Raw genomic sequence first — 11,060 nt, forward strand, 5'->3', positions numbered from 1 at the left:
CCACCCCCCCACCCCCCCTAACCACACCCCCCCCCCCGCGCCCACCCCCCCCCCCCCCCCGGGCGGGGGCCCCCCCCCGGGGGGGGGGGCCCCCCCCTTCCATGTGCCCACGGTTCAGGCGGACTTCTCGTGCCTGCCGTCGTTCTTCACGATCCGCGGGACCAGCGTCGGGTTGACGTTGTTGCGGACGACGTCGGCCGTGATGACCACGCGGGCCACGTCCTTGCGGGACGGGACCTCGTACATGACCGACTGGAGGACCTCCTCCATGATGGCGCGCAGGCCGCGCGCGCCGGTGCCGCGGAGGATCGCCTGGTCGGCGATGGCCTCCAGGGCCGGGCGGTCGAAGTCCAGCTCCACACCGTCGAGTTCGAAGAGGCGCTGGTACTGCTTCACCAGCGCGTTGCGCGGCTCGACCAGGATCTGGAGGAGCGCCTCGCGGTCCAGGTTGTGGACGGAGGTGAGGACGGGGAGACGTCCGATGAACTCGGGGATCATCCCGAACTTCACCAGGTCCTCCGGCATGACCTCCTGGAACTGGTCGCTCGCCTCGATCTCGCGCTTGGAGCGGATGGTCGCCCCGAAGCCGATGCCCTTGGCGCCCGCCCGCGACTCGATGATCTTCTCCAGGCCGGCGAAGGCGCCGCCCACGATGAAGAGCACGTTCGTCGTGTCGATCTGGATGAACTCCTGGTGCGGGTGCTTCCGGCCGCCCTGGGGCGGGACGGAGGCCGTAGTGCCTTCCAGGATCTTCAGGAGGGCCTGCTGCACGCCCTCACCGCTCACGTCACGCGTGATCGACGGGTTTTCGCTCTTACGGGCGACCTTGTCGATCTCGTCGATGTAGATGATCCCGGTCTCGGCCTTCTTGACGTCGTAGTCGGCCGCCTGGATCAGCTTGAGCAGGATGTTCTCGACGTCCTCGCCGACATAGCCGGCCTCCGTCAGCGCCGTCGCGTCGGCGATGGCGAACGGGACGTTGAGCATGCGGGCCAGGGTCTGCGCGAGCAGCGTCTTCCCGGAGCCCGTGGGGCCGAGCAGCAGAATGTTGGACTTCGCCAGTTCGATGGCGTCGTCACGGCCCTGCGCGCCGCCGTTCTCGCCGGCCTGGACGCGCTTGTAGTGGTTGTACACCGCGACCGAGAGGGCCTTCTTCGCGGGCTCCTGCCCGACGACGTACCCCTCGAGGAACTCGTAGATCTCGCGGGGCTTGGGGAGTTCCTCCCAGCGCACCTCGCTCGTCTCCGCGAGTTCTTCCTCGATGATCTCGTTGCAGAGGTCGATGCACTCGTCGCAGATGTACACACCGGGTCCCGCGATGAGCTTCTTCACCTGCTTCTGGCTCTTTCCGCAGAACGAGCACTTGAGCAGGTCGCCGCCATCACCGATGCGTGCCACGAGGTGCTTCCCCTTCGCCTGGGAGTGCTTGGTTCAGCGACTCCTGGTGCCTCATATTCGACGGTACCTTGCCGGGCCCCCCGTTCGGGCCCCCCTTGGCACGGTTCACATGGTCGCGATTCGGCCACACGGGCCGTGCCAGGGGAAGGTTTGACGTCAGCGCTCGGCGGAGGCCGTGCTCTTACGGGTCGAGACGATCTGGTCGACGAGCCCGTACGCCAGGGCGTCCTCGGCCGTCAGGATCTTGTCGCGCTCGATGTCGTCGCGGATCTTCTCGATCGGCGTCGAGGAGTGCTTGGCCAGCATCTCCTCCAGCTGGGTGCGCATGCGCAGGATCTCGTTGGCCGCGATCTCCAGGTCGGAGAGCTGCTCACGGCCGGTGCCGCCGGAGGGCTGGTGGATCAGCACGCGGGCGTTCGGCAGGGCCATCCGCTTGCCGGGGGTGCCGGCGGCGAGCAGCACGGCCGCGGCGGAGGCCGCCTGGCCCATGCAGACCGTCTGGATGTCCGGCTTCACGAACTGCATCGTGTCGTAGATGGCCGTGAGGGCGGTGAAGGAGCCGCCCGGGCTGTTGATGTAGATCGAGATGTCGCGGTCCGGGTCCATCGACTCCAGGCACAGGAGCTGCGCCATGACGTCGTTGGCGGAGGCGTCGTCGATCTGCACGCCGAGGAAGATCACGCGCTCCTCGAAGAGCTTCGCGTACGGGTCGTACTCGCGCACGCCCTGCGAGGTGCGCTCGACGAAGCGCGGCACGACGTAGCGGTTGTCCATCGGCGCGCCGGTGTAGAGGCCGCTCGGGGAGAGGTTGTTCTGCATCTGGGTGTTCACCGTCCTGGTGGCGTTCGGCGGAGGTCTTGGGTTCTTCGGCGGGCTGCCGGCGCTCAGGCGCCCGTGCCGCCGCCGCCCGGAACACCCGCGGCGTGCGTGATGATGTCGTCGATCAGGCCGTAGGCCTTGGCCTCGTCCGCGGTGAACCAGCGGTCGCGGTCGCCGTCGCGGATGATCGCCTCGACGGTCTGGCCGGAGTGCTGCGCGGTGATCTCGGCCATGCGCTTCTTCGTGCGCAGCAGGTACTCGGCCTGGATCTTGATGTCGGAGGCCGTGCCGCCGATGCCGGCGGAGCCCTGGTGCATCAGGATGTCGGTGTTCGGCAGCGCGAAGCGCTTGCCGGGGGCGCCGGCGGTGAGCAGGAACTGGCCCATGGAGGCCGCCATGCCCATACCGATGGTGACGACGTCGTTCGGGATGAACTGCATGGTGTCGTAGACCGCCATGCCGGCCGTCACCGAGCCGCCGGGGCTGTTGATGTACAGGAAGATGTCCTTCTCCGGCTCGGCGGCCAGGAGGAGCATCTGCGCGGTGATCTTGTTGGCGATCTCGTCGTCGACCTGCTGGCCGAGGAAGATGATGCGCTCGCCGAGCAGCCGGTTGTAGACATGGTCGCCGAGGCCGCCACCGATGGACGGCTCACCCGCGGCGTAAGGCTTCAGATTCGTCACGTATCCACCTGCTCGTCTCCGACGGCCCCAAGCCGTCTCAGCGTCTTGTTCAGAGGGCAGTGCCCTCGTATTCATGGACCCTAACGCGCAGGTCGGACAACGCCATCCCGGTTCCCGAACTGTTCGCTGGGAGCGCAAGGTAGTTGGGGGCGTGTAAGCCGTTCCCGGTACGTCCACGGGCCCGTACGCACAGCAGTGCGTACGGGCCCGTGGAGCGGGGTCCGCCGGGGGCGGGTGCCCTTACTTGTCCTCGGAGACCTCGGCCTCGCCGGTGACGGCCTCGACGGCCTCGGCGGCGGTCTCGAGCTCGTCCTCGTCGTCGGAGAGGTCGACGACCTCGCCGTTGGTGTCGACGACCTTGGCGGCCTCGACGACGACCGCGAGGGCCTTGCCGCGGGCGACCTCGCCGACGAGCATCGGGACCTGGCCCTGCTGGGCCACGGCCTGGGCGAACTGGTCGGGGCTCATGCCGGAGGAGGCGGCACGGCGGAACAGGTGCTCGGTGAGCTCCTCGCGGGAGACGTCGAGCTTCTCCTTGTTGACGAGCTCATCGAGGATGAACTGCGTCTTGATGCCCTTCTCGGCCTGCTCCTTGGTCTCGGCCAGGAACTCCTCCTCGGTCTTGCCCTGGACTTCCAGGTACTTCGCGAGGTCGAGGCCCATCTGGCCGAGCTGGTGGTGCTCCAGGTTGTGCTTGCGGGTGTTGATCTCGTCCTCGAGAAGCTTCTCGGGCATCGGGACCTCGACCAGCTTGAGGAGCTCGTCGAGGACGCGCTCCTGGGCCTGGGTGGCCTGGTCGAACTGCTTCATGTTCTCGAGGCGCTTGCGGCTGTCGGCCTTGAGCTCGTCGAGGGTGTCGAACTCCGAGGCCAGCTGCGCGAACTCGTCGTCGAGCTCGGGGAGCTCGCGGGCGGCGACGGTGGTGACCTTGACGGTGACCTCCGCGTCCTTGCCCTCGGCGGAGCCGCCCTTCAGCTGCGAGGTGAAGGTGGCCTCGCCGCCGGCCTCCAGGCCCTTGACGGCCTCGTCGATGCCGTCGAGGAGCTCGCCGGAACCGATGGTGTACGAGACGTCGCTGGCGACACCGTCGGGCAGGACCTCGCCGTCGACCTTGGCCTCGAGGTCGATGGTGACGACGTCGCCCTCGGCGGCGGCGCGCTCGACCGGGGAGGTCGAGGCGAAGCGCTCGCGGAGCTGCTCCACGGACTTCTCGATGTCCTCGTCGGTGACCTCGACCGCGTCGACGGTGACCTCGATGCCGGAGTAGTCCGGGATCTCGATCGCCGGGCGGATGTCGACCTCGGCGGTGAAGGCCAGCAGCTCGCCGTCCTTCAGCTCGGTGATGTCGACCTCGGGCTGGCCGAGCGGGTTGACGTCGGCCTCGTTGACGGCCTCGGTGTAGAACTTCGGGAGCGCGTCGTTGACGGCCTCTTCCAGCACGGCGCCGCGGCCGAACCGCTGGTCGATCACGCGAGCCGGGATCTTGCCCTTACGGAAGCCCTTGACCGTGACCTGCTGGTTGATCTTCTTGTACGCCGCGTCGAGGCTGTCCTTGAGCTCCTCGAAGGGCACCTCGACAGTGAGCCGAACCCGGGTCGGGTTCAGGGTCTCCACGGCGCTCTTCACGGTTCGGTCTCCTTGTGGCTGATTCCTGGAATCCACCGGGGCCGCGTGTGGCGGTTCCGGCGGGTCGGCCCGGTCAGAAAGACACACGGGCACGCAGCTTGCATAGTAACCGCAAGCGGGATGACGCCCACAACGTGATCAAGACTGCGCGAGGTGAGCGCGTGATCGTCATGGTCGGGGTGGCGGGATTTGAACCCACGGCCTTCCGCTCCCAAAGCGGACGCGCTACCAAGCTGCGCCACACCCCGTCGGTGCGACACGTAGGGTACATGGACGGAGACTGTGCGGCGCCCCCAGTTTCCGGGGTGTGCGCGAAGGCCTCCCGACCGGCTACCATGCTCCTCGTGCCGCGGTCCTCGTGACCTGCGGCGCGACGCTGTGCGGGTGTAGCTCAATGGTAGAGCACTAGTCTTCCAAACTAGCTACGCGGGTTCGATTCCCGTCACCCGCTCTGAATCAAGAAAACCCCAGGAAACCTGGGGTTTTCTTGCGTTCCGAGCCACGAGTCGCGCCCGGGCTTCCGCGAAGGACGGCCGCTCGCACGCAGGGAAGGGCCCCCGCCGGTCTCGGCGGGGGCCCTTCGTCGTGTGCGCGGCACGCCCGGTCAGAACTTGATGGAGGCCACCGTCTGCGTTATCGAGTCCAGGAAGCGCTGGATGTCGTCGGCCATGCCGGTGGAGGCGAGGAAGAAGCCGAAGAGGACCGCGACCACGGCAGGGCCGCCCTTGAGGTTCCCCCCTCGGATCAGCACCACCAGGATGATTGCCAACAGCAACACCACAGACAGTGAAATGGCCACAACTGATCACACCCTCGGTCGGTCCCGCCTTGCCCACCAGGGAGCCCCTGTCTCGGAACACCCCCCGCTGTCTCCATCGTGCCACCAACCCCCCTGCCCTCGCTGCCGGGTGACGAATCGTGGTGGAGAAGATCACGTCATGCGGGGCGCGAGAGGAGCAGCAGGGCCCGGTCGTCGTTGACGTCCTTGGCGACGGCCTCGATCAGGTGCCAGGCCGTGCCCTCGAACCCGTCGGCGACGCAGCGGTCGGCCTCGCCGGTGAGACGGTCGATGCCCTCGGCGATGTCCCGGTCGGCGGCCTCGACGAGGCCGTCGGTGAAGAGCATGAGGACGTCGCCGGGGCGCAGGGAGCCCTTGACGGGGTGGAACTCGGCGCCGTCGTAGACGCCGAGGAGGGGGCCGTCGGCGGCCTTCTCCTCCCAGCGTCCGCTGCCCGCGTGGAGCTGGAGGGCGGGCAGGTGGCCGACCGAGAAGAGTTCGTAGTCGCCGGACTCCAGGTCGAGGACGAGGTGGATCGAGGTGGCGAAGCCCTCGTCCCAGTTCTGCCGGAGGAGGTAGCCGTTGGCCGCCGGGAGGAATCCGTGCGGCGGGAGCGAGCCGAGGAGGCCGCCGAACGCGCCGGAGAGCAGCAGGGAGCGGGAGGCCGCGTCCATGCCCTTGCCGGAGACGTCGGTGAGGACGACCTCCAGGGTCCGTCCGCCGTGGGTGCGGGCGGCGACGACGAAGTCGCCCGAGAAGGACTGGCCGCCGGCCGGGCGCAGCGCCATCTCGCGGTGCCAGCCCTGCGGGAGCCGGGGCAGCGCGCTCTGGACGCGGATGCGCTCGCGCAGGTCGAAGAGCATGGTGCCGCCGCGCCGCCAGGGCACGCCGACCCGGGCCCGGAACTGGGCGATGAGGAGGCCGAAGAGTCCGCAGGCGGCGACGACCAGGACGGTGCCGGGGGTGACCCTGGCGGGGCCCTGGGTGTACGGGCCGAGGACGACGGACTCGACGATGAGGGCGCCCGCGGCCGCCGCGTACAGGGCGAGCAGGCTGGCGGGGCGCAGCAGCAGGCCGCCGGCCACGATCGGCAGGACGAGCGCGGCGGGCGAGCACCAGACGGGGTCGAGGAGGGTCCCGCAGGCGATGAGGGGGATCATCAGGAGGAGTCCGGCGAAGGCGAGCCAGTCGGCGCCGTCGCCGCGGAAGTAGTCGACGGCGGATCTGCGCAGCACGACGCGGGCCCGGCGCACGCGCCTGCGTGTCCGGGCCGCGTACGTGTTCACTCCGGCGCGCTGTCCCATTGGCCTGGACCCTATCCATCCCGCCGGACATCGTGCAGGGGTACCCCCGTGACAATGTGCGTGAAATCGGGTCGCCCCGGGCGGGCGCCGCTGATATCGATGGCATATGACGACTGAACTGCGGGTTCTCGACCCGTCGGAGTGGGACCGCTGGTACGAGGTGCTGGAGCTCGCCTTCGGCGGTGTGGCGGAGGCGCCGGAGGAGCGGCGGCTGTGGCGTGATCTGACCGAGTTCGAACGCTCCCTGGGCGTCTGGGACGGCGATCTGTGCGTGGGTACGGCGGGGGCGTTCACCTTCCGGCTGACGGTGCCGGGCGGGGCGTCGGTCCCTGCGGGCGGGGTGACGATGGTGAGCGTGGCGGGGACGCACCGGCGGCGCGGGATCCTGACCTCGATGATGCGCCGGCAGCTGGACGACCTGCGGGCGGCGGGCGAGTGCCTGGCCGTGCTGACGGCCTCGGAGCCGGAGATCTACGGGCGGTTCGGCTACGGCGTCGGCGCGTACTCGGCGCACGCGGCGATCGACACGAACCGGGTGCGGCTGGCGGTGCCGGAGGGCACGGACCGGGTCTCGCTGCGGCGGGCGGACCTGGCGGAGTCCTCGGCGGTGTGCGAGGCGGTGTACGCGCGGCTGGTGCCGGCGCGGCCCGGGATGCTGGCGCGGCGGCCGGGGTGGGAGCGGCTGCCGCTGATCGACCCGGTGGCCGACCGGGAGGGCGCCTCGCCGCGGCAGTGCGTGCTGGCGGAGCGGGACGGGGAGGTCGTGGGCTTCGCGCACTACGCGATCAAGCCGGACTGGTCGTACGCGGGGGCCGAAGGGACCGTGAACGTGCACCAGTTGGCGGGGCTCGACCCGGCGGCGGAGGCGGCGCTGTGGCGGTTCCTCTGCTCGGTGGACCTGGCCCCGACGGTACGGTTCCGCAGCCGGCCGGTGGACGACGCCTGGCAGCACCTGGTGAGCGACGTGCGGCGGTGCGAGCCGACGGTGCGTGACGCGTTGCACGTGCGGCTGGTGGAGGTGGGCGCGGCTCTGGAGGCGCGGACGTACCAGGCGCCGGTGGACGTGGTGTTCGAGGTCGAGGACGCGTTCTGTCCGTGGAACGCGGGGCGGTGGCGGCTGACGGGGGACGCGAAGGGCGCGGTGTGTGTCCGTTCGGAGGACGCGGCGGACCTGGCCCTGTCGGTGCGGGAGCTGGGTGCCGCGTACCTGGGCGGGACCTCGCTGGTGTCGCTGGCCTCGGCGGGGCGGGTGCGGGAGCTGCGGGAGGGGGCGCTGACGGAGGCCTCCGTGGCCTTCGGGTCGCCCGTCGCGCCCTGGCTGCCGCACGGCTTCTAGGCCGTCTCTTTCGGACCTTGCCGGACGCGCCCCGGGTCAGCGGGTCTGGCAGCCGGGGCACCAGAAGAGGTTGCGGGCGGCGAGGTCGGCGGTGCGGATCTCGTCCCCGCAGATGTGGCACGGCTGGTTCGCGCGGCGGTAGACGTAGACCTCGCCGCCGTGGTCGTCCACGCGGGGCGGGCGGCCCATGGCCTCGGGGGTGTGCTCGGGGCGGACCGTGTCGATGCGGTTGAGGCGGACGCCCTCGCGCATGAGGACCACGAGGTCCTCCCAGATCAGGGTCCACTCCCCCGCCGTGAGGTCCCGGCCCGCGCGGTAGGGGTCGATGCCGTGGCGGAAGAGGACCTCGGCGCGGTAGACGTTGCCGACGCCCGCGATGACCTTCTGGTCCATGAGGAGCGCGGCGATGGTCGTGCGGGACTTCGAGATCCGGCGCCAGGCCCGTGCCGGGTCGTCGTCCCGGCGGAGCGGGTCCGGGCCGAGCCGGTCGTGTATCGCGCGCTTCTCGGCGTCCGTGATCAGGGCGCAGGTGGTGGGTCCGCGCAGGTCGACGTACCCCTCGGGGGTGCCGAGCCGCAGTCGGACGGTGTCCGTGGGAGGCGGGGCGGGGGCGTCGCCGAAGTTCACCTTGCCGAAGAGGCCCAGGTGGATGTGGATCCACTCCCTGTCCTCGAAGGCGAGGAAGAGGTGCTTCCCGTGGGCTTCGGCGGTCTCCAGGACGGTGCCGTCGAGCAGGGCCGCCGAGTCGGCGAACTTGCCCTGGGGGCTGGAGACGCGTACGGGCCGGCCGCCGAACCGCTCGCGGTGGTCGGCGGCCAGCCGGTGGATGGTGTGCCCCTCGGGCATCAGGCGGTCGGCTCCTGCGGGTGGTGCGCCGGGATCGGGGGGAGCTCGCCGGTGGTCTCGTACGCGGTGAGCATGTCGATGCGGCGGGTGTGACGCTCGTCACCGGAGTACGGCGTGTTCAGGAAGATCTCGACGAACTTGGTCGCCTCTTCCCGGGTGTGCATCCGGCCGCCGACGGAGATCACGTTGGCGTTGTTGTGCTCGCGGCCGAGGGCGGCGGTCTGCTCGCTCCAGGCGAGGGCGGCGCGCACCCCCTTCACCTTGTTCGCGGCGATCTGCTCGCCGTTGCCGGAGCCGCCGATGACGATGCCCAGGCCGTCCGGGTCCGCGGCCGTCCTCTCGGCGGCGCGCAGGCAGAACGGCGGGTAGTCGTCCAGGGCGTCGTAGATGTGGGGGCCGCAGTCGACGGGCTCGTGGCCGTGTGCCGTGAGCCACTCGACGAGGTGGTTCTTGAGTTCAAAGCCGGCGTGGTCGGAACCGATGTAGACGCGCATGGTGCCGAGTGTGGCACGTCACGGCCCGGGTAGCAGGCAGCGGGGTCGGGACCTTCACCCGGCCTGGTACGGACCTTCGACTCTCGCGAGGTCGCCCGTACAACGATCCGGAATGAGGTCTTCCGATCACACCCGCCCACAGTGTTCAATGCTCGGGCTCGCGACCCGAGCAGCCCCCACACACAAGGAAGCGTCGATGAACACGCAACCGACCCTGACGAAGGACGGCCAGGAGACCGGTACCACCGGTCCCGCGCAGTCCTCCGACGGCCTCAAGGCCGGGCTCAAGAACCGCCACCTGTCGATGATCGCGATCGGCGGCGTGATCGGCGCCGGCCTCTTCGTCGGCTCCGGCTCCGGCATCGCCGCGGCGGGCCCCGCGATCCTCCTCTCGTACGCACTCGTCGGCGCCATGGTCGTCTTCGTGATGCGGATGCTGGGCGAGATGGCCGCCGCCCGGCCGTCCTCCGGCTCCTTCTCCGCCTACGCGGACCAGGCCCTGGGCCGCTGGGCCGGCTTCAGCATCGGCTGGCTGTACTGGTTCTTCTGGGTCGTCGTCCTCGCCGTCGAGGCGACCGCGGGCGCCAAGATCCTGGAGAGCTGGGTCCCGGCCGTGCCGCAGTGGGGCTGGGCCCTCATCGTGATGGTGGTCCTGACCGCGACCAACCTGGGCTCCGTCGCCTCGTACGGCGAGTTCGAGTTCTGGTTCGCCGGCATCAAGGTCGTCGCCATCGGCGCCTTCGTCGTCATCGGTCTGCTCGCGGTCTTCGGCGTGCTCCCCGGCTCGGACAACCCGGGCGCCGGGTTCGCGCACCTCACCGACAGCGGGGGCTTCTTCCCGATGGGTGCGGGCGCGGTCCTCACCGGTGTGCTGATGGTCGTCTTCTCGTTCATGGGCAGCGAGATCGTCACGCTCGCCGCCGGCGAGTCCGAGAACCCGCAGAAGGCCGTCACCAAGGCCACCAACAGCGTGATCTGGCGGATCGGCGTCTTCTACCTGGGCTCGATCTTCGTCGTCCTGACGCTGCTGCCGTGGAACGACAAGTCGATCGTCGAGAAGGGCTCGTACGTCGCCGCCCTCGACTCGATCGGCATCGCGCACGCCGGCCAGATCATGAACGTGATCGTCCTCACGGCCGTCCTGTCCTGCCTGAACTCGGGCCTCTACACGGCCTCCCGCATGGCCTTCTCGCTCGGGCAGCGCGGTGACGCGCCGAAGGCCTTCGCCAAGGTCAACAAGCGGGGCGTGCCGACGGCCGCGATCCTCGGTTCGGTCGTCTTCGGCTTCGTCGCGGTCTTCTTCAACTACAAGTGGCCGGACACCGTCTTCGCCTTCCTGCTGAACTCCTCCGGCGCCGTCGCGCTCTTCGTCTGGCTGGTCATCTGCGTGACCCAGCTGCGGATGCGCGGCATCATCCTGCGCGAGTCGCCGGAGAAGCTGGTCGTGCGGATGTGGCTCTTCCCGTACCTGACGTGGGCGACGATCGTCATGATCGTCGGCGTCCTCGGCTACATGGTCTACGACGGCGGCAGCAACCGCGACCAGGTCGTGCTCTCCCTGCTCGTGGCCGCGCTGGTGATCGCGATCTCCCTGGTCAGGCAGCGGGTCGGCAAGTCCGCCGAGCGCGTCTGACGGCGGTCGTCCGCGCGTCGCACGTGAAAGGGCCCCGGGGGGGGGGCGCGGGGGGGGGGGGGCGGCGCTGACCAGCCATACGGCGGCGGTGCCAGAGGGCCCCGAGACAGACCGAAGGGCGGCCCGCGGACCCCCCGCCAGGG

Annotated in this window: 10 protein-coding genes and 2 tRNA genes; 3 read left to right on the top strand and 9 right to left on the bottom strand. The window is 69.9% G+C overall.

The genetic code is table 11. The annotated features are described in order from the left end of the window. Nucleotides 1-114: 114 nt before the first annotated feature. The 5 genes from clpX to ACFV2S_RS03695 all read right to left on the bottom strand — a co-directional run bounded on the left by clpX (nucleotide 115) and on the right by ACFV2S_RS03695 (nucleotide 4,774). Nucleotides 115-1,398: an ATP-dependent Clp protease ATP-binding subunit ClpX gene (gene clpX / locus ACFV2S_RS03675; protein ID WP_015033605.1), complete on the bottom strand. Its 1,284-nt coding sequence runs from the start codon at nucleotides 1,396-1,398 to the stop codon at nucleotides 115-117. 156 nt (nucleotides 1,399-1,554) lie between these two features. Continuing rightward, nucleotides 1,555-2,217 (bottom strand): ATP-dependent Clp protease proteolytic subunit, encoded by a 663-nt coding sequence (locus tag ACFV2S_RS03680; protein WP_385553897.1) that lies wholly within the window; start codon nucleotides 2,215-2,217, stop codon nucleotides 1,555-1,557. Nucleotides 2,218-2,282: 65 nt separating this feature from the next. Continuing rightward, nucleotides 2,283-2,900: an ATP-dependent Clp protease proteolytic subunit gene (locus tag ACFV2S_RS03685; RefSeq protein ID WP_385553899.1), complete on the bottom strand. Its 618-nt coding sequence runs from the start codon at nucleotides 2,898-2,900 to the stop codon at nucleotides 2,283-2,285. 240 nt (nucleotides 2,901-3,140) lie between these two features. Further along, nucleotides 3,141-4,526, bottom strand: a complete 1,386-nt coding sequence (gene tig / locus ACFV2S_RS03690; RefSeq protein ID WP_383791005.1) for a trigger factor — start codon at nucleotides 4,524-4,526, stop codon at nucleotides 3,141-3,143. A 171-nt stretch (nucleotides 4,527-4,697) separates the two neighbouring features. Further along, a tRNA-Pro gene (locus tag ACFV2S_RS03695) sits at nucleotides 4,698-4,774 on the bottom strand. 132 nt (nucleotides 4,775-4,906) lie between these two features. On the opposite strand from ACFV2S_RS03695, the gene ACFV2S_RS03700 reads away from it, so the two are divergent. Beyond that, nucleotides 4,907-4,977 (top strand) — tRNA-Gly (locus ACFV2S_RS03700). 153 nt (nucleotides 4,978-5,130) lie between these two features. Here the strand turns inward: ACFV2S_RS03700 and ACFV2S_RS03705 are convergent. After that, nucleotides 5,131-5,325, bottom strand: coding sequence for a hypothetical protein (locus ACFV2S_RS03705; RefSeq protein ID WP_015033610.1), 195 nt, complete (start codon nucleotides 5,323-5,325; stop codon nucleotides 5,131-5,133). A gap of 137 nt (nucleotides 5,326-5,462) precedes the next feature. Beyond that, nucleotides 5,463-6,608 carry a PP2C family protein-serine/threonine phosphatase gene (locus ACFV2S_RS03710; RefSeq protein ID WP_385553901.1) on the bottom strand — a complete coding sequence of 382 codons (1,146 nt, stop codon included), beginning with the start codon at nucleotides 6,606-6,608 and terminating at the stop codon, nucleotides 5,463-5,465. Between the two features lie 106 nt (nucleotides 6,609-6,714). Between ACFV2S_RS03710 and ACFV2S_RS03715 the strand changes: the two genes are divergently transcribed. Further along, nucleotides 6,715-7,944, top strand: coding sequence for a GNAT family N-acetyltransferase (locus ACFV2S_RS03715; protein ID WP_385553902.1), 1,230 nt, complete (start codon nucleotides 6,715-6,717; stop codon nucleotides 7,942-7,944). Between the two features lie 36 nt (nucleotides 7,945-7,980). On the opposite strand, the gene ACFV2S_RS03720 is transcribed toward ACFV2S_RS03715, so the two are convergent. Both ACFV2S_RS03720 and ACFV2S_RS03725 read right to left on the bottom strand, forming a co-directional pair. Then, the gene (locus ACFV2S_RS03720) at nucleotides 7,981-8,790 is read right to left on the bottom strand and encodes an Fpg/Nei family DNA glycosylase (protein WP_385553904.1); all 810 of its coding nucleotides are present in this window, start codon (nucleotides 8,788-8,790) and stop codon (nucleotides 7,981-7,983) included. Then, nucleotides 8,790-9,284 (bottom strand): ribose-5-phosphate isomerase, encoded by a 495-nt coding sequence (locus ACFV2S_RS03725; protein WP_385553906.1) that lies wholly within the window; start codon nucleotides 9,282-9,284, stop codon nucleotides 8,790-8,792. The genes ACFV2S_RS03720 and ACFV2S_RS03725 overlap by 1 nt, the downstream gene beginning before the upstream one ends. A gap of 196 nt (nucleotides 9,285-9,480) precedes the next feature. On the opposite strand from ACFV2S_RS03725, the gene ACFV2S_RS03730 reads away from it, so the two are divergent. Further along, nucleotides 9,481-10,917: an amino acid permease gene (locus ACFV2S_RS03730; protein WP_329855142.1), complete on the top strand. Its 1,437-nt coding sequence runs from the start codon at nucleotides 9,481-9,483 to the stop codon at nucleotides 10,915-10,917. The last annotated feature ends 143 nt before the right edge of the window (nucleotides 10,918-11,060 follow it).

This window comes from Streptomyces sp. NPDC059695 (assembly GCF_042733785.1).
GTDB lineage: Bacteria > Actinomycetota > Actinomycetes > Streptomycetales > Streptomycetaceae > Streptomyces.